20 protein-coding genes are annotated in these 18727 nt (G+C 45.0%); 3 read left to right on the top strand and 17 right to left on the bottom strand.

Translation table 11 applies throughout. From position 1 onward, the window contains the following. Positions 1 to 13: 13 nt before the first annotated feature. From menH to menB, 5 genes are read right to left on the bottom strand one after another with little or no spacing between them, the layout of a single operon-like run. Positions 14 to 853: a 2-succinyl-6-hydroxy-2,4-cyclohexadiene-1-carboxylate synthase gene (gene menH / locus A5870_RS04025; RefSeq protein ID WP_086291892.1), complete on the bottom strand. Its 840-nt coding sequence runs from the start codon at positions 851 to 853 to the stop codon at positions 14 to 16. Further along, positions 850 to 2562, bottom strand: coding sequence for a 2-succinyl-5-enolpyruvyl-6-hydroxy-3-cyclohexene-1-carboxylic-acid synthase (menD, locus tag A5870_RS04020; RefSeq protein ID WP_086291891.1), 1713 nt, complete (start codon positions 2560 to 2562; stop codon positions 850 to 852). Before menD ends, menH begins: the two co-directional genes overlap by 4 nt. Then, a complete protein-coding gene (locus A5870_RS04015) occupies positions 2555 to 3919 on the bottom strand; it encodes an isochorismate synthase (protein ID WP_086291890.1) in 1365 nt (454 codons plus the stop codon). Before A5870_RS04015 ends, menD begins: the two co-directional genes overlap by 8 nt. After that, positions 3897 to 5396 (bottom strand): o-succinylbenzoate--CoA ligase, encoded by a 1500-nt coding sequence (gene menE / locus A5870_RS04010; RefSeq protein WP_086291889.1) that lies wholly within the window; start codon positions 5394 to 5396, stop codon positions 3897 to 3899. The genes A5870_RS04015 and menE overlap by 23 nt, the downstream gene beginning before the upstream one ends. Next, entirely contained in the window at positions 5396 to 6211 is an 816-nt protein-coding gene (gene menB / locus A5870_RS04005; protein ID WP_010749830.1) for a 1,4-dihydroxy-2-naphthoyl-CoA synthase, read from the bottom strand. Before menB ends, menE begins: the two co-directional genes overlap by 1 nt. Positions 6212 to 6399: 188 nt before the next feature. On the opposite strand from menB, the gene A5870_RS04000 reads away from it, so the two are divergent. Together A5870_RS04000 and A5870_RS03995 are read left to right on the top strand one after the other, a co-directional pair. After that, entirely contained in the window at positions 6400 to 6768 is a 369-nt protein-coding gene (locus A5870_RS04000; RefSeq protein WP_005234285.1) for a PaaI family thioesterase, read from the top strand. Positions 6769 to 6971: 203 nt separating this feature from the next. Beyond that, a complete protein-coding gene (locus A5870_RS03995; RefSeq protein WP_086291888.1) occupies positions 6972 to 8171 on the top strand; it encodes an AI-2E family transporter in 1200 nt (399 codons plus the stop codon). A gap of 47 nt (positions 8172 to 8218) precedes the next feature. Here A5870_RS03995 and A5870_RS03990 read toward each other — a convergent pair whose 3' ends face one another. The 6 genes from A5870_RS03990 to A5870_RS03965 form a co-directional block, all read right to left on the bottom strand. After that, positions 8219 to 9163 carry an ROK family protein gene (locus A5870_RS03990; protein ID WP_086291887.1) on the bottom strand — a complete coding sequence of 315 codons (945 nt, stop codon included), beginning with the start codon at positions 9161 to 9163 and terminating at the stop codon, positions 8219 to 8221. Beyond that, entirely contained in the window at positions 9160 to 9798 is a 639-nt protein-coding gene (locus A5870_RS03985; RefSeq protein WP_081117521.1) for a GyrI-like domain-containing protein, read from the bottom strand. Before A5870_RS03985 ends, A5870_RS03990 begins: the two co-directional genes overlap by 4 nt. A 148-nt stretch (positions 9799 to 9946) precedes the next feature. Continuing rightward, positions 9947 to 11299: a PTS cellobiose transporter subunit IIC gene (gene celB / locus A5870_RS03980; protein WP_086291886.1), complete on the bottom strand. Its 1353-nt coding sequence runs from the start codon at positions 11297 to 11299 to the stop codon at positions 9947 to 9949. Beyond that, entirely contained in the window at positions 11292 to 11810 is a 519-nt protein-coding gene (locus A5870_RS03975; RefSeq protein ID WP_086291885.1) for a hypothetical protein, read from the bottom strand. The genes celB and A5870_RS03975 overlap by 8 nt, the downstream gene beginning before the upstream one ends. Next, positions 11800 to 12156, bottom strand: coding sequence for a PTS lactose/cellobiose transporter subunit IIA (locus tag A5870_RS03970; protein WP_086291884.1), 357 nt, complete (start codon positions 12154 to 12156; stop codon positions 11800 to 11802). Before A5870_RS03970 ends, A5870_RS03975 begins: the two co-directional genes overlap by 11 nt. A gap of 13 nt (positions 12157 to 12169) precedes the next feature. Next, positions 12170 to 12505 (bottom strand): PTS cellobiose transporter subunit IIB, encoded by a 336-nt coding sequence (locus A5870_RS03965; RefSeq protein WP_086291883.1) that lies wholly within the window; start codon positions 12503 to 12505, stop codon positions 12170 to 12172. A 254-nt stretch (positions 12506 to 12759) separates the two neighbouring features. Between A5870_RS03965 and A5870_RS03960 the strand changes: the two genes are divergently transcribed. After that, complete coding sequence (locus A5870_RS03960) at positions 12760 to 13080, top strand: helix-turn-helix domain-containing protein (RefSeq protein WP_086291882.1); 321 nt, start codon at positions 12760 to 12762, stop codon at positions 13078 to 13080. Positions 13081 to 13204: 124 nt separating this feature from the next. Here A5870_RS03960 and A5870_RS03955 read toward each other — a convergent pair whose 3' ends face one another. From A5870_RS03955 to A5870_RS03930, 6 genes are all read right to left on the bottom strand, one after another. After that, positions 13205 to 13885 carry an amino acid ABC transporter permease gene (locus A5870_RS03955; RefSeq protein WP_086291881.1) on the bottom strand — a complete coding sequence of 227 codons (681 nt, stop codon included), beginning with the start codon at positions 13883 to 13885 and terminating at the stop codon, positions 13205 to 13207. Continuing rightward, positions 13885 to 14736, bottom strand: coding sequence for a transporter substrate-binding domain-containing protein (locus A5870_RS03950; RefSeq protein WP_015510211.1), 852 nt, complete (start codon positions 14734 to 14736; stop codon positions 13885 to 13887). Before A5870_RS03950 ends, A5870_RS03955 begins: the two co-directional genes overlap by 1 nt. Positions 14737 to 14748: 12 nt before the next feature. Then, on the bottom strand, positions 14749 to 16200 hold the full coding sequence (locus tag A5870_RS03945) for an amidase (RefSeq protein WP_077451844.1): 1452 nt from the start codon (positions 16198 to 16200) through the stop codon (positions 14749 to 14751). Between the two features lie 258 nt (positions 16201 to 16458). After that, on the bottom strand, positions 16459 to 17301 hold the full coding sequence (locus tag A5870_RS03940; RefSeq protein ID WP_086291880.1) for a DUF368 domain-containing protein: 843 nt from the start codon (positions 17299 to 17301) through the stop codon (positions 16459 to 16461). Between the two features lie 122 nt (positions 17302 to 17423). Then, positions 17424 to 17933, bottom strand: coding sequence for a GNAT family N-acetyltransferase (locus tag A5870_RS03935; protein WP_015510214.1), 510 nt, complete (start codon positions 17931 to 17933; stop codon positions 17424 to 17426). 113 nt (positions 17934 to 18046) lie between these two features. Continuing rightward, a complete protein-coding gene (locus tag A5870_RS03930; protein ID WP_010749841.1) occupies positions 18047 to 18673 on the bottom strand; it encodes a glycosyltransferase family 32 protein in 627 nt (208 codons plus the stop codon). Positions 18674 to 18727 lie beyond the last annotated feature (54 nt).

Raw genomic sequence — 18727 nt, 5'->3', positions numbered from 1 at the left:
CGTTCTCTCCTTGTCAATCAGCTGACTGTGGCCCCGATCCTTTTACAAACCATTGATCGATTTCATGACGAACCTGTGTCGGCTGTTCTAAATGGATACAATGTCCAGCATTAGCAACGACTTTGATGGTCATCTCTGGTTGCAGCTGCTTCATTTGGTGGGCGATTTTACGAAACTTTAAATCTTTTTCCCCCGCTAAATAAAGAATTTCACAAGCTAGCCGCGGAAGTGCCGACCAACAGCTTGGCTGTTTGCCGGTACCACCGTAAACCAAACTTACTGCCAAGCCAAATTTATTTTGCTGCAAGCGACCTTGCCTTACAGCAGCCTGCTGCGCTAAGGGTAGCTCCTTTTGACTAGCAAACAACGGCAGTTCTTGCCAGTAATCGACAAAATCGACCAGAGACTCCCTTAGTAAGCGCAACGCTAACCGACGATCGTGTCGCTGACGAGCGAGTCGTTCCGCTGGATCAGCTAACCCGGGGGAACCACTCTCAAGCAATAGATGGGTCACTGCAGTTGGTTCCATGACCGCCCAAAAAAGTGCGATTCGTGCCCCCATCGAGTAGCCATAAAGGCCATAACGTTCAATCCCTAGCTTCGCTAAAAGCTGTGCAAGATCCTCTACCAGTAAAGGAAGTTCATAACGCATGGGATGGACATAAATCGATGACCGTCCATGTCCAATCAAGTCGACTGCCAATACATTATAAGAACCTTCCTCTGCAAAAACCGGTCGAAAACTTTCCGAAGAACCCGTGAAGCCATGCAATGCCACAAGGGTTGGTAAGGCTGGTCGGTACGGTTGCAACCACTGATAAAAATAACTGACGCCATTTATCGTGTCCCTCATTGCTGTGCTCCCGCCTCGCTAAACTGCTGTTGCAGTGCTTGCCATGTATTGACCGGATCTTTTTGCTCACCTTTCACTTCGATTATTTGAAAGCACGGCCGTTGGCTTGTTTCCGTTAAAATCGTTTGAAACTCTAGCAAAGAGGTCGGTGTGTGCCAATCTGCCTCATATAAGGCCGCCACTTTTTGAAACTCAAGGTCTAACGGCGTGCCAAAGAGCGGGACAAAGTCGTTTGATTCTAGGGTGTTTTGTGACAAAAAGGAAAAGATCCCACCACCGTTATTATTCAGTAAAATGATCGTTACTGGCAATTGATACTGACGAAGTAGTTGTAGGCCGTTCATATCATGGTACAACGCTAAATCACCAATCAACAAGTAGGTAGGCTTTTGACTGGCGGAAGCAATCCCAGCTACGGTCGAGACAAGGCCGTCGATCCCATTGACGCCCCGATTTCCATACACTCGATAAGTGGAGGTAGTTTTGCTGCCGTAGCGATCAAAGAAACGGATCGCATTGCTGTTTGCCAAAAGGATCTGCGCATCTTCGGGCAAACATTGTTGGAGCATGCGCACAGCGCTGCTCTCATCCCATTGTTGCAACTGCGGACATGCAGCAATCACCTGATCTGCCCGCGCTTGAAGTGCTTGCCATTGTTGTTGCCACGCCATATTTTTGACGATCGGCAACTGGGTGATGGCCGCCACGAAAGTGGTGATCGCTGCTTCGATCAAATAGTTTGCTCGATGCAACTGGTCTTGCCACTGTCCCGATGGATCAACAAAGAGCCACGTCGTCGTATCCGCTGCTTTGTTCAACCATAATAGGACATTTTTAGTGACTGGTAAGCGACCAAAACGCACGACCACTTCTGGTTGGAAGGCAGAAGTCAATTGCGGGAAAACAAGATCGGCTTGACTGATAAATGTTCCTACTTTGGTACCGGCTGTCGCCAAATTGGTCAATGGATCGCCGACAATCGGCCAGCCTAATTTCTCTGAAAAAGCCAGCAACTGCTGCGCTTCTTCGATCGTAAGGCTTTCTCCAGCAATCAGAATACCTTTTTTACCAAAGTAAGGGGCTAGCTGGGTGATCATCTCTGCTGACAGCTCTTGTTGTGGTGCCAGATAGCTCACGTCTTGCTGTATACTGCATTGGCGACTAAAGTCAGGCAACAGCGGCTCCCGTAATGGAAAGTTGATTTGGACAGGGCCTCTCGGCTGCTTTTGCGCTTCGATCGTGCAAGTTGCAGCTTGCCAAAAACTATAACGCAACAAAGCTGGATCGTTTTCTGGCACCGTCATCTCTACCATCTTTTTGACATGAGAGGCATACAAATTATGTTGATCCATTGCTTGTGGCGCCCCAACGCCCCGCAGTTCTGGCGGGCGATCAGCCGTTAAGACGATCAATGGCAAGTTGGTGGCCTCTGCTTCACATATTGCTGGATAATAATTGGCTGCTGCAGTTCCAGAAGTACACAGTAAGATTGTTGGCTGGAGATCAACTTTGGACATCCCTAAAGCAAAAAAAGCAGCCGAACGTTCATCGACAGCCACCGTACAGGTGATCTCAGGATCACGATGCAATAGTAGCGCCAATGGCGTTGATCGTGAACCGGGACTAATAACCGCTCGCTTCGCACCCGCTGCTTTTAGTCCCTGGATTGCCGCTAATAAATAGTCTGTCATGACTGTCTGATTATTCATCTCCTAAGATCCCTCTCCTCATCGGTTGAAATTTTAACCGTGTTTCTTGACGTTCGGATTCCGCATCTGAATCGGCAACGATCCCACAGCCTGCATACAGCGTTGCTTGATTGCCGCTAAAGAATCCTGAGCGAATCGCCACAGCAAACTCGCCAATATCTTCTTGAATACCCAACCAACCGATCGGTCCACCGTACATCCCTCTGCTGGCTGGTTCATGGGTACGAATCCATGAGACGGCTGCTTCTTTCGGTTCTCCCCCCAATGCTGGGGTCGGGTGTAGTTTTTGCACGGCGCTCAGAAAATTGACTCCTGCTTTTCTTTGCCCTGCTAAAGGAACAAACAAATGCTGAATGTCACGATTCTTGATGACGGAACGGGCTTCTGATTGAAAGCCGTCAGCTAACAAAGTGGCCAATGCCGTTTCTAAGCGATCGACAACTACTTGATGTTCATGGGTATTTTTTGCGTCCGCTAAGAGGGCTTGTGCCAGTGCCTCATCTTCTTCTTTTGTTTGGCCTCTTGGTGCGGAACCTGCGATACTCACCGTTTCAAATTGATCGACAGTCGCTTTTAGCAAGCGTTCTGGCGTCGCACCAGCAAAAACATGGCCCCCATGTTCGATGGCAAAAAGATAGGTATTCGGCTGCTGTTGCGCCAACCGTTGCAACACCCCAGCACTAATGATCGACTGCTTCGTTTCTATCTTCATTCTCCTGGCCAGAACCACTTTTTTCAACGGTGTTTCATTCGAGCGAATGGCTGCCACTGTCTCTTCGACCGTTTGCAGCCATTGGGGCACCTCTAGTTCCTCTTGTGCCTGAAAAGCAGGCGTTTCTGCTACAAGACTCTTGTCCGGGTTGGCATTCAACCAGCTTGCGACTTTTTCCTGTAAGGCAGCGACTTTTTGTTGTCGTTGTTCCTCGGAAAAAGCGGCTACTGTATAAACGACGCCACACTGATTGCCAGCTTTGCGGACCAGTATTTCTGGCAACGCAAAGAGACCGGCACCTAGCTCAGCCCAATCCTGACTGACTTCTGCCTGTTCATCAAAAGCAAAGCCCCCAACCAGCTGCGCCTGAAAAGGTGCCTCTGGTTGATAATGGGCTTGCTTTAAGAGAGAGCGGACTTCTGAAAAGTCTGCAAGTTTGGGTTGCGAAAAAGTGACTAACCAACCCAACCCTACCATACTAGTCGTTTCATCAGGAGTACGCCAGAAATAGCGTTCCCCTTGATATTCTTGTGCCGCTGCATAAAGAGCCAGTAAGTCACACCTTTCTAAAGGCTGATACTCACTCAAATAGGTTTTCCCGGCAGCGATCGCTGCTTCATAATTACTTGTTGATTTGCTGTTCAATGTAGTTCACTCTTTCTTCACTCAGCAATAGCCGTTTTAAAAGTTTGCCGCTTGCTGTGCGCGGCATTTCTCGCACGTGATAAAAACGGCGCGGAAATTTATAATGGGCGATCTGCCCTTCTAATGTATCCAACAACGCTTGAAGTCGGACGGACTCATTTAACGTTAAATAAGCCGCGACAGATTGTCCCCACTCCTCGTCTGGTTCCCCCACCACAGCTGCCTCTTTGACCGCTGGATGCTGCAACAAGGCTTGCTCCACTTCTGCGGGATAGATATTTTCTCCACCAGATATGATCAGTTCGCTTGCACGACTGACTACATACAAAAAGCCCTCTTGATCAAGATACCCTAGATCTCCTGTGGCAAACCAGCCCTCTTGGTCCCACTGCTGTGGACTGCGATCGTTCAAGTAACGAGTCGTGATCGCAGGTCCTTGCAGGTGGATCTCTCCGATCGGCTGGGTACTTTCAACAGTCTGATGATCTGCCATTTTCGCATCAGCCGCAATTCGTAAATGGACACTTTGCAGGGGAACCCCTGAGGAGCCGATTTTTTCTGAAGCTTTTTCTGGTGGCAATGCCACCACTTGTGAACAAGTTTCTGTCATCCCATAGGATTGGATCACAGAAAGCTGTTTTTGCTGGCATTTTTCCAATATACTTTTGGCAATGGGCCCGCCGCCTAGCAGTACATAACGCAACGAATCAAAGCCATGTTGGGGCACCAATGGCAGCAAGTCCATCAACATTTTTGCCACCAAAGAAACGATCGTCCCTTTTCCTGCTTCAAGATCTTTTGCCATTTCTACAGCATCAAAGCGCTCATACAAACGAACACTCATTCCAAGTCGCAGTGAACGCAAGAGAATTGATAATCCACTGATATGGTACAGCGGAACTGCACAAAGCCAACAATCCTCACTAGTGATCGTTAAGTTCTTTTGAGTCGCTTCGGCACTTGCCAGATGATTCCCAAAGGTTTGCGGCACACCCTTTGGATTGCCAGTCGTACCGGATGTATACATAATCGAAGCTACCTGTTCTGCTTGATAGATTGCTTTATTAGGAACAAACGAAGGATCAAAAGAACTGGCAAGAGCCTTCGCCTGCTCCATCACTTGTGCAAAGGTCATGCTGCGAACACCTGGGACTGCAGCTTGATCTGCCGTGATCAGCCAGTCGCAGTGGGCATCTTGCAATTGGAAGGTGATTTCAGCGGCTGTCAATCGCGTATTCAACAGCTGGACTTCGATCCCCAACTCCCACAACGCAAGGATCGTAAAAACCATTTCAGGGGAGTTATTGCTAAAAAGGGCTACCCGGTTTGGCTGATCAACGAACTGGGCTTGATAATAAGCAGCGTAAGCATAAACCTCTTTTTGCAAGGCAGCAAACGACCAGCTTTTTTCATGCCAATAAAAAGCTGGTCGTTCTGGATGAAGTTGTGCTTGCCTTTGCAGCCAACTCCCAGTCATTATGGGAATTTAGGGAATTGGTCGAAGTTTGGTTGACGTTTTTCTTTAAACGCGTCACGACCTTCTTTGGCTTCATCCATCGTGTAATACAATAAGGTCGCATCGCCGGCTAATTGCTGAATGCCAGCTAATCCATCCGTATCGGCATTCATTGATGCTTTGATCATACGTAACGCCAACGGGCTCTTTTGCAGCATCGTTTCGGCCCATTCCATCGTTTCATCTTCTACTCGATCAAGAGGAACGACTGTATTGATCCAGTTCATCGCCAATGCTTCTTCGGCAGTATATTGTTTTGTCATGAACCAAACTTCCTTGGCTTTTTTATGTCCGATCGTCCGTGCAAGATAGCCCGAACCATAGCCACCATCAAAACTACCGACATTTGGTCCTGTTTGACCAAATTTAGCATTGTCAGCGGCAATCGTTAAATCACAAACCAATTGTAAAACATTCCCGCCGCCGATCGACCAGCCTTTGACCATGGCAATCACCGGTTTTGGCAACGTGCGGATCAAGCGTTGCAGATCCAATACGTTTAAGCGAGGAACCTGATCTTCCCCAACATAGCCACCGTGACCACGGACTTTTTGGTCTCCGCCTGAACAAAAGGCTTTGTCGCCGGCGCCTGTCAAAATAATCACGCCGATGCCTGGTTCATCGCGACTGATTGAAAACGCATCAATCATTTCAAACACCGTTTTTGGTGTAAACGCATTGTGGACTTCTGGGCGGTTGATCGTGATTTTCGCCACTTTTCCATGTTGTTCAAATAAAATTTCATCGTACTCTTTTAAGGTTTTCCATTCTCTCATTACTTGTTCCTCCTCAATTCACATAGCTCTATTATACACATATCTAGTCGCTTTTCGTTAGAAATTGCTTTGTTTAAGGGAATTTCTTAAGACTTCTCCACCTGTTGCTGTCTTTCTTAGAACTTCGGCTATTTCTACCAAAACTCGTGCTATAATCATGGTAACTTTCTTAGAAAAAGGAGCAAAAAATGAACTTACTAGAAGCTTTAGAAATCGAAGTAGAAGCAGCAACAGCCGATTTTGTTCGTTTACGAATGCCCATCAAAGAACAGCACAAACAGCCTTTTGGTCTCGTTCACGGTGGCATTAACGGCGTTTTGATCGAGACTGCCTGCAGCATCGGTGCCAATCAAGCTTTGGCTCAAGAAGAAGCCTTCGCCGCCGGCGTTGACCTACAAGTCAACCATCTAGCCGCCGCCCAAGAAGGAACCCTGATCGTAGAAGCTAGTCCTGATCGCATCGGCGCCCGTATCCAAACTTGGCAAGCCACTATTTGGTTAGCTAGCGGGTTAAAAACTGCCGTTGGTCGCTGTACCTTGACGACAGTGCGCAAATAATTCTTTTCGCTCCTGTGTTGTAAACACGGGAGCATTTTTGGCCTGCTTTATTAAGAAGAGTTTCACCAGACAACTCCTTATGGACGAGCTTCTTTCAGTAAAGAGGATTCTAAAAGCGCGACAGTGTTTTTTCAAAAGATACGTTGTTTTTTTACAGAATAGAGGTCTTTCGTTATAATGTAGCTAAGAAAGCGAGGTTTATTATGAAAAATAACCGATTGATCCACTTTTTAGGTGGCAAAACAAGCTATTATGTCTTAGGACTGATTATCTTGTCGGCAGTTGCTGTCTTTTTGCTAAATCAGATTTCTTTTTTATTTACACCCTTTTCAGCCATACTTACAGCTATTATCCCACCCTTTTTATTTGGGCTGATCCTTTACTATCTGTTTAACCCGGTGGTCGATAAATTGGAATCGAAAAAAATTCCCCGCAGTGTTTCGATTGCTGGGATCTATCTTTTGATTCTTTTATTGATCGTCTTTGCTGGTTTCCAGCTTTACCCGATTTTGGAGCAGCAAACCACCGATCTGATCAACAGTTTACCGAGTTTGGTCAGTGACTTTGAGAAAAACGCGACCGCCTTTTTAGAAAATACCCCGTTTCAAGATGAGATGGCACAAATTACAGACACATTGCAAAATATCACCAACAACATCATGAGTTTTATTGGGAACTATTGGGAAACTGGTGCTGCTGGGCTCAGCAGTTTGTTTTCAACGATTTCGACCTTGTTCATTGCTTTATTCACTGGACCGATCATTGCCTTTTTCTTATTGCGCAACCCCAACAAGTTTTATTTTTCGGTCCTCTCATTAGTGCCACCGCGTTTTCGCAAAGACTTTAATGAAATCGTCAAGATCTCTGACATACAAGTCGGTGCCTTTTTGAAAGGACAAATCATTTCTTCCTTGATTTTAGGGGCGATCTATTGGGTCGTTTTCCTATTGATTGGCTTAGAGTATGCCAGTATTCTGGCGATCGCCGCTGGTCTGCTTTGCATCATCCCCTATATTGGACCTTTTATCGTCTTTTTCCCGGGGCTTTTCATTGCCACACAAGACTCCACCGGGATGTTGGTTAAGTTTTTGATTGCTTGGTTTGCTGTACAGCTGCTTCATGGCGATTTAGTCGTGCCCCGTGTGATGGGTGACCGATTGAAAATCCATCCTATTACGATTCTGGTTGTTTTATTGGTGATGGGTGATTTGATGGGAATCGTTGGGGTGATTTTCGGAATCCCGATTTATTGTCTGCTAAAAGTTCTTGTCGTTTACGTGTTCCGCAAATTCAAGCAGCGCTATAACCGCTATTACGGTCAAGAGGGCAAATACTTCCACAGTGCCTTCACTAGCAAAGATTACCTAGGTGACGAAGACAAAGACACCAAGAAAAAAGCCTAAAAAAAACTGTCGCGAATCGTTGGTTCGCGGCAGTTTTTTGGTCTATTTTATTTCAGCTCATGTTCCAAAAAGAAATGATAGAGCGCCCCTAATAAATTGGCGTCATTTTGAAATTTGCAGGCTTGGATTTCCGGCTTCGTCAAGGTCTGCTGCAAAATCGGTAAACTAGCCAGCAGTTGCTGATACTGACGGTCGATTTCTTCCACTACGATCGCTTGGGCACTGATGCCACCGCCAATCACGAAGCGCTCTAAGTCAATCACGGCTTGAACATTGAGTATGACACACGCGATTTCTCGGCAATACGCTGTAAACAGCGCCCAGACCTGCGGCTCTCTCTGATTGATGGCGTCAAAAACTGCTTCACCATCCGCAAAATCAGCTAAGCCTAGCAGTTGGGCGCTGCGGCGAATCATGGCGACCGCTGAACCGCTAAAACCTGCCAATTGCTGCAGGGTCAATCCCTGATTAGCTGGTTGCTCAGCGTTTTCTGGAGCATCGCTTCTCTTAGTGGCATTTAGTAGAAAACTTAACTCCCCGGCTTGAAAATGTGCACCTTGGATCAGTTTTCCCTCAACGATTACACCACCGCCCAAACCAGTACCTAATGTTATGGCAGCCCCGTTTTGAATTCCTTTAAGGTTTCCTAGCCACCATTCAGCTAATGCGGCTGCCTTACCATCGTTGGTCACAGCAAGCGGCACTTGGTACTTTGCCAGCAGCTGTTTTAAGGAGACTCCATCTAAAAAAGGCAATGCCCCGCCAAACGAGATCGTCCCGGTCTCTGGGTTGACTTTTCCTGGAGTACTAACAGCAATGCCCCGAATGCTCCCCTGAGCGTCTTCAACGATCGTTTCAATCCCTGTCAGAAATTCCGTAAGATTTTTCGGCGTATCCATCCGTCCTCGCGTCAGAATATTCCCCGAGCGATCAATGGCAGCCGATTTGATTTTCGTGCCGCCGATGTCGATGCTTAAATAGTTTTTATTCACTGAATCCCACCCTCTGCTTCTACTGCCCATCGCAGGACGGTTTTGGCTTTATCTGGTGAGACTTTTCGCGGATCAGACAAATAGATTTCTCGATGCTGGAACGTGTCCATCGTTGGACGGATCACTAACTGTTCTTGTTTTAACAGCTCCTTCATTTGCGCAAAGGTTTCCGCTTCAGTGTCAAAAGAGCCTGTATGCATCGCTTGCAGGCACAATCCTTCTTCATAGCGCTCAAAGATGAGCTTTTCTAGATTTGGATTGTCTTTCTTCTCTTTGACGGCCAAGAGCTGTTCTTGAAACAGTGTTTCCGTAACGGGCTCTGGTTGGCGAATCATGATTTTGTAGATCAATTCTTCTTTGTTAACGGCACCGTCTGGCTTTGTCAGCGAGGTCCATACGCCTTCCAAAGGAAAGACCGTGTATTCAAAGGGTTCATTGCCAAAAGCCCCTTTTTTCAATCCCATCCTGAGTGAATAAGAAATCGTATATAAAGCGGCGATCTCTTCGCTAAATTCAGGTCGATTCGGATTGCCGCTGCCGCTCAAACTGATAAATTGATACGTTGGCACCTCGATCACTGTTGGTTTTTTGGGAAGATAGAGCTCTTTTTCTAGTTTGCGCCATTCATACTTCATAAAAGACCCTCCTCGATTTGCTTTTCTTTATTTTACCATGAAAAAGAAGGGACATCGCAAAAACAGTTATCCCCTCAACTGCAAAGGGACAACTGTTTTTTTCTTATAGGGATAATGTAGCTACTTGATTTTTTCCCAACTGCTCGTTTTATGCAGCTTCTTGTTCTTCTTTCAGCAATTTTGTGTCATAAAACTTCGCAAATGGAAAATAGATCAAGAAAGAAACAACTGCACAGACAATGGCAACGACACCTGCACGCCAGTCTCCACCGGTGCCAATAAAGCCACCAAGTCCAACGGGTGTTGGGAAAGGAATATTGGCGATCATGGGACGAATCAATTCCATCCTTGTGGCAAAATACGCGATCGTGGCGGATGCCATCGGTGCTAACAAGAAAGGAATTGCTAAATAAGGATTATAGATGATTGGCACCCCGAAAATAATCGGTTCATTGATATTGAAAATCGACGGGACGATGGCAGCTCTTCCTAATACTTTCATCTGTTTCGATTTAGCAATGTAGATCATAAATAAGGTAAAACCAAGGGTTGCTCCCGAACCACCTAACGTCACGTACCCGTTGGTAAATTGGCCTGCTAACGGGAAACTCGCTCCTTCAACATTGGCAGCTAAATTAGCTAACATGATCGGGGTGATCAGTGGACTAATGATATTGAATCCATGAATCCCTACCAACCACAAGGCATGCGCGAGGAAGTAAATCACCATGATTCCCAACCAACTATCCGTAAGGTGGGTAACAAACCCAAACGGAATTGCCACTAGTTGAAAAATATCCGTCCCCAAAACAACTAAAATCCCATTGATGGTCAGAACCACGACTGCCACTACAAAGGCTGGTATCAGTGCCGTAAAACTACGAGCCACACCTTCAGGCACTTCTTCGGGCATTTTGATGACCCAGTTGTTTTTTACACAGAGACGATACAACTGAACAGCAACGACTGCCATCACGATACCGGTGAAAATACCAACAGTTCCTAGACGTGCGACTCCATCGGCACCAATCAACCAGCCATTGATCAGCCCTTCTTCCACATCATTAATCCTTGTCATTTTTCCGCCGTCAAAAACAAGCTGAGGAATCGACATTAATGTAGCAAAAACACCTAACAATGCCCCATTGATCGGCGTCAGGTCGAGATTCTCCTCGACTTGAATGATCTTGGAATACTCATAGCCCAGAACGATACAAAAATATAATGCCAATAACCCCATGGTTGTACTATTTGCTAACATATACAAATCACTGAAATTCAAAAAAGTCGCTTCAAAAAAGTCAGCTAAAAACGGAAACGTGATTGGTAAAATGTTGAATACTAAAAACATTGAGCCTACGATCGTAAAAGGAATCGATGCCATCCCTGCCGCCATGATGCTACGAACGATTTTATATTGAGAAATCTTTCCCATCGGACCCATTACTGCTTTTTCCAAAAGTTGAAATAGTTTATTGTTCGATTCTGTCAATTCAATCACCCTTTCTTTCTATCTCTTCAAATTCGCGTATCCATTGCCAATGTTTATCTTTATTGCGAAAAATTTTCTTCAATTTTCTGACACCACTCCAAGCAAAGACGCCACTTATCCAGAGAACTATGCGAACATACTCCGTACTTTGCGAGGTAAAATAGGGGAAAATAACTTCTGTCACTCCAAAAAATGTCAATAAAAAAAGAATGATCATTGTCCCCGTTTGAAGGCGTAAATACCAAGTTGTAAAAAAGAGTTGCTTGGGGTCGATGGTTGCGTGGTGTCCATATAAGCGAATAAATTCACTGACCGGTCCCATTGAAAACAGCAACAGGCTCAGTGGAACCACACGCAGCCATTGCCCTGCCAAAGAAGCAGCCAACAACCAATATAGGTTAAAAAAGAAAAAGAATGCAACTAAGTACCGCAAAAGTAACAGACGTTGAAAATAGAGATTTTTCTTCGTCAGTTTTTGCGATGCATCTCTTTGCGCGACTTTTGCTTGCTTACTCGCCATCTGCACTCCAGCATTGGATCGCTTCTTCAAGGCGATTCATCTTTTGATAAATCCCTAGCATTTCTAGTGCAACTTCTCTGAGGGTCATGGTTGTCATCAAATGATCTAGTGCATGGATCAACAAGATATCACAGGTAAATGAAGTCCCTGAAGCATATTCTTGCAGCATTTTTGACTGGATGCGGTGGGCTTTGACTAATGAATCATTGGCTGTGTCCAACAACTCTTGCGCTTCTTGACAACTGCTGATTCGCATCTGTTCAAAGGCTTGATGAATCATCGTGCGGGCATCACCGCTTGCTAAAATAAGTTCAAAGGATATTTCTTGAATTTTTTCACTATCCATAGCCTACCTCCATTTATTTCGCACTTTTTTCTAATGCAATGCTTTCTTTGACTAGCTGTGCTAATTTCTCGATCCCGATCGGTATCGGAATATATGCTTGCGGGGGAATATTCACGATTGGTTTGCCGTATTTTTCGGCGCTTTTCTTTAAATTGGCAAAATGCATTTTCGTTTGCGGACTGACTAGATATAAATCGTACTCGTCCTTAGCGATCGTAGCGATCCCCTCTGAAGCAGAGATGGCATCGATCCTCACTGACCACCCTTCTGTTGTTAAAAAGCTTGTTCCTTTTTTAGCGATCAACGATGAAGACATGCCCGCTGCACAAATTATCAATACTTTTTTCATTTCGCTTCCTCCTTCTATGAAACGCTTCCATTTTGGTGTATCTGTTTCTTTCTTCTACCCTCCTTCGTGCTAAAAAAATCCTTGAGAACGATTCACTACCTGCTGATTCTTACAAGTAGTAATCCTTCCACATATAAATAGTATTACATAACGAGTACTTTGTAAATGTAATAAAACTCTATTAGTGATATAAAACATTAATTTCTTTCTGCTTCTATCGTGTCATAGTAGAATAATTTTGTGGAGGGGATTTCATGTTTAAAGATCGTTTAAGACAGTTGCGGAAAACGCGATCTGGTTTAACACAAGAAAAAATGGCAAAATATTTAGGAATCGCCAAAACAACCTATGCTTCATATGAGCAAGGCAATCGGATGCCCGATATTGAGATCCAAAAAGAACTTGCTGATTACTTCAATGTCAGTCTCGATTATTTACATGGACGTCCGAATGATTTGGAAGCCCTCTCTATGAAACAGATTCGTGTGGCTTCAAGAATCAACGAAGACTTTACTGAATATCAACTATCTGAAATCATTACCTTTATTGAATTTGTAAAAAATCGCCCAGAGTAAACGGTACTATTCTGACTTTTTTCTCTGGCTAACTTGTGGTGCTGCTTCGTTACCTAAAGAAAAAACTGCTGTCAATGTCTCGCAAGGAAACATTGACAGCAGCTGAAGAGCCTCGGCTCTTTTTTTATTGTCTTACGGTCTCATTAGCGGCAAAGCGTTTTGAAAAATGTTGTTCTAATCGCTTTTGCCCGGCTTCAATCAAAATGCACAACAGCCAATAGATAACGGCAACTAGCACGTACATGGACATGTAATCAAAGGTTCGTCCGCCAACGATCTTGGCTTTTTGAAAAATATCAGGAATCGTGATCATTGCTGCCAAGGACGTCCCTTTCAACAAATCCATTGCCACATTACTCAATGCCGGTACAGAAATACGAAAGGCTTGCGGTAAAATAATCAGACGCATCGTTTTCGTAAATGATAACCCTAACGCATAGGCAGCATCAAATTGCCCACGATCCACACCAGCAATTGATCCTCGGTAGATTTCCCCGATAAATGCGCTGCTGGTCAATGTAAAACAGATGATCGCAGCACTAAGCGCCGACAATTGATAGGGCAAGCCAAAATACAGTAGGAACAACAAGACCAGCGCTGGGACGCCTCTTAGAAATGAGAGGTAGCCCCGCACGAACCCTCTAATGATGGGGTTTTCCAGCATTCCTAAGAAGGTGAGCATGATCCCTAAGAGGTTGCCACCTAGAAAAGAAACGACAGCAATACCGACCGTATAGGACAAGCCCGACAGCAAATAGGGCAATGAGTCCCACATCAACGGCAAATCAAGGGTTGGAATATACATTAGTCTGTTTCAACCGTTTGGATCGCTTGATCAGATTTTACTGAAATATCGGTTTGAAAATACGTTTCCGCAAGTTCTTTTAAACGGCCGTCTTCTTTCATTTCTGCTAAAACAGCATCCACTTTTTCCTGCAATGCTTGATGATCTTTCACAAATAAGAAGCCCGTTTCATTCGGATTAAAGTAGACATCTTCTAAAATTTTAACAGGGATATCTGGCAAAGCAGCAACCGCCATTTTTTGCAAATAGTAATCATTCAAGATCACATCCGTTCGACCATTCGCAACATCTGTCAAATACTGATCATTCGTTGCGTTGTCGTAAGTCACTAATTCTGCCCCATAGGATTCGGCTAAGCGCATGTAGCTGGTATTCGGTTCACCAGCAGCTTTTTTGCCATCCAAATCTTCTAAAGAAGCAATCCCAGAGTCATCACTTTTACGCACGATCATACTATCGAACGAGTATTTAATAGGCGTTGAGAGACTGAATTTTTCCGCCCGTTCATCCGTCAAACCAAAATCGTTGGCAGCAAAATCGGCTTCTCCACGTGTTAAAGAAGAAACTTGTCCATCGACATTGTACTCTTTAAATGTGATCTCTACGCCTAATCGTTTGGCGACTTCTTTTGCCACATCGACATCATAGCCCACTAATTCATTTTCATCGTTATAGTAAGACGATGGATACAAGGTTCCCGAAGTAGCAACAACCAATGTTTTGGCTTCTTCCACCTTGCTTAAACTGGTGTCTTCTTCCGTTGGCTTGCTGCAGGCACTTAACAGGACCCCCGCAAATAAACCTAAAAAGCCAACCATTGCAACGATTTTCCCTTTTCTAACTTGTTTCATAATATCCTCCTCTTAGTTTCCTTGTTTTGGCAACAGAAATCGTTGCTGTGTTTCAAATAAATAGCCGACTTGGAAAAGCAGATCTTCTCTGCCTTTAGACGCCATAAATTGGATCCCTAGCGGCAACCCTTCCTCACTAAGAGCAGTTGGCAAGCTGATGGCTGGCTGCCCCGTTAAGTTGGCTAATTGAGTGTACGGTGTCAGAGCATAGCTCTTGGCAAACATTTCTTCGATCAACTCACCAGCAGCACTTTTTCCAAGCGATTCGATCTCATGCAGTCTTTGGCGAATGCTATCGCTTTGTAAGTCTTCCTCGATCAAAGGGGCTGGAAAAGCCGTCGTCGGTGTTAAAAAGAGATCATAGGTCGAAAAGACTTCTTCCATTTTTTCTGCCAGCTGATCCCACCACTGCAAGGCAAGAACGTAATCGGCGGCAGGCAGTTTTTTGCCATATTGGTAAAGTGCCCAGGTCATCAATTCCATTTCTTCCCGTCTGACCGGTTCTTGACGAGCAGCATCGATCTCAGCAAACATCGCAGCTGTTTCGCCACCATTCATGGCGTAATAAGTGGTCATCATTTGCTGACCATCCACTGGATAGCCCACTTCAACGACTTCATGCCCCTGCTCTTCTAAAAATGCGGCTGCACTTCGGACTGCTTGGATGGCAGTTTCTGACACTTGGCCACCGGTCGGCGATGCGGTAGTAAAAGCAACCTTCAACCGCGGTTTTTGACTCGCTTGTTGATGATGCCATTCTACTTGCGGTGCCTGATAAGGGGCTGCCGGCTGTGACGTCCGCAACGCATAAAACAACTGTTCCGTATCACGCATAGAAAGCGTCAACGCAAAGTTGATGGAAGCGCCTTGCCAGCTGCGCCACTCACTAGGACCCACTGGCATCGTGCCACGGGTTGGCTTCAAACCGATCAATCCGCTAAAGGATGCTGGAATGCGGATCGATCCGCCGCCATCACTGGCACCCGCAATCGGAAACATCCCCGAAGCCACTGCCGCTGCCGCACCACCACTAGAACCACCAGCTGAATAGGCAGGATTCCACGGATTACGTGTAGGCCCATACAATGTTGGATCAGTGATATTTTTGAATCCAAATTCTGGTGCATTGGTTTGCCCTAACGGCACAAAGCCCACCTCTTCTAAACGAGAAACAAAGTGAGCCGTGCGGCTGGCTCGTGCTTTTGCAAACAGTTTGGCTCCTGACGTTGCTGGCCACCCTGCTTTGGTTTGGCCGAGTATTTTTAATGGCATGGGTTGTCCACCAAAAACCGTTTTTTGAAGATGCTGCTCGTAATGCTGGATCGCTGCTTGCGGATCAAATGTTACAAGCGCATTCAAAAGCGGATTTTGTTGATTGACTTTTTCTTCGATCATCAGCACCCGCTCGGCAAAGCTAATTTGTCCTTGCCGCAATTGTTCCGCCCAATAGGTCGCATCTCGCATGCTTGTCCCTCCTTTTTCTCAAAACCTCAAACAATTATCTAAACTGTAACACATGAAAAATTCTTCTTTATATAGACTACAATATACCAAACACTAGGAAATCTTTCAACAAAAATAGAACAGTTTCCAAACCTGTATCATATCGTTCTCAAATGTTCCCATCTTTTTACTACCAGCTGTCGACCAGCGCTTCTTCTTAGCTGCCCTCATCATTGCCTAACAAAAACGGCACATCGCCAAACGATGTGCCGTTTTGATTTACTTGTATTTTTCTTCCAGCTTGCTCATCCAAAGACCTAACCAAGCCCCCAAGACAAACAAGATAATTCCGATGACGGCTGTTACCCAAGTAAAGCCGCTATAGTTTGCCACCGGAGGAATCACGATCAATATCGTTGAGGCAATAACGATCCCTAAAATGAAGTGATAGACTTTTGAATGATAATGGGTCAATAGCCACTCCATCAATTTCGAAAACAGCAGCATCACTGCCAAACCGCCAATGGAGATCGGTAGAAAGACCCCCATGATGTCAAAGCTCTTAAAGCCTTTCAACATCGGATCATAAAGGCCCAGAACGAGCAAAAGGTTTGAAGGACTCAAGCCGGGAACCAAAACACCTAACGCGATCAGACCGCCGGCGATCACAAAACCTATGAAATTGGCAGGGATCGTTCCTAAGATATCGCCCATAAAATAGAGGAACAAGAAGCCGATGACCATACTGCCGAAGAACCAAAGCAGGTCGCCGGTTGTCCGTTTGCTTTTCAAGGTCGATTCTTTAGCAAGTGCTGGTAACGTCCCAATAATTGCCCCCGCAAAGCCCCACAAAACGATGATTTGATAGTTTTGCAGCAGCCACTCTAATGGCTTTGATAAAAGCCCGATCCCTACGATTCCCCCGATCCCTACTGGTAGGAAAAAGAGGAGATTCTCTTTAAAATTCTTCGTGAGATGTGCCATAAAGCGCAGCATCCGCTCATAAATGCCTAAGATGGCTGCCAATACGCCACCTGAAACACCAGGCAAGATAAAGCCCAAGGCAATCACCACGCCTTTAAGAAAACGTGACAAAATACTTTCGTTTCTCTGTTTTTCCATTTACAATTGCTCTCCTTAGCGATGGTTTTCACCAATCGTTCTTTTTTCATCAATCCCTTTAACTATACTTGATTGCCAAAAAAATGGAAAGTAATTTCTAATTCCTCATACAAAGGCAGATTTCAAAGTTCTTTCAGCATCAAGAAATCCGTCTGCTCATCATCCCCCATGAAAAAGGAGTGACTGCCAACTCTTTCAAAGCCCATCGTATGATAAAAAGCCAACGCATTGTCGTTAAATTCCCAAACACCTAACCAGATCGACTTTTTCTGCAGCTCTTTAGCGGTCTCTTGGGCAAACAGCAGCAGTGTTTTGCCATAGCCTCTGCGCTTATGTTCTTTTTTAATATAGATTCGTTCAATTTCCAACCCCTCTGGGGCAATCGCTTCCGTTTGCGCCTCACCCCAGTTAAGTTTGATATATCCTACGGTTTGATCATTTTCTTGTAAAAAATAAAACGCCGATTGCGGATTTTCTAACTCTCGGGTCAGTTTCGGCAGATTGTAGGCTTCTTCTAGATAGATACGAGTATTTTCCTCCGTATTGAAAGGAGCAAATGTATCGTAATAGGTGGATACGCTGATTTCTCCCAATTCTTCTAAATCTGCCAAAGTACATCGTTTGATAGCCATCAAAACGCCTCCTCATTTTTTCAAGCTATTCTATCACATCTCCATCATCCCTTGCAAAAGCAAAAAGGACGGACAGCTTTCCCCACTGTCCGTCCTTTCATAGACTTACTCTTTTATAACCAAGAGCCAGAAAACTGATGGATCACCATCGTACTCGGATCTTCCTCGACCTCACCAGTGATATAGCTTTTTGGTGAAAACGTCATTTGCGGGAAGATTTCTACACCCTTAACGGTTTGTCGTTGATTATTCAATTCTAATCCGTGGTTTTGCAACAGTTCCGTCACTCGGATCACATTGGTGACGACATCTTCCGTTTTTTCTGCCCGGACAAATTTTCGGTCATCGTAATCGTGGTACCATTCTTCCATAAAGGGATGATGCGGCACCGCTCCAATGATCCCAGTAGAAATCTTGGTTTCGATCTCAAAGCCCATAAATGCCTCCAGTGTCAAGAGCTCATCTAAAGGTTTGACCACCTCGATATCAGTATCCATATAAATACCGCCTTCTGTCACTAATGCATACAAACGAACCACATCTGACACAAAGGCCCATTCTTCTTGGTCATAGGCCTCTTTTAGATAAGGACCGAATTTTGAAAGGTCGATCGTTGATTCATCCCAACGTTTGATCTCATAATCCGGACAATATTTTTTCCAGGTATCCATGTATTTCTTTTCTTGTTCACCTAATGGATTGCCGCCAAACCAGCAATAATGAATAATTTTTGGAATCATCAATCTCTCTCCTTTAGTTTATTGGTCTCTTTTAAGTGTAGCGGATTTTGCAAT

The organism is Enterococcus sp. 2G9_DIV0600 (assembly GCF_002140615.1).
Lineage (GTDB): Bacteria > Bacillota > Bacilli > Lactobacillales > Enterococcaceae > Enterococcus_D > Enterococcus_D innesii.
The sequence above is the reverse complement of the archived record's forward strand: the minus strand, read 5'-3'. Positions and strand labels throughout refer to the sequence as shown.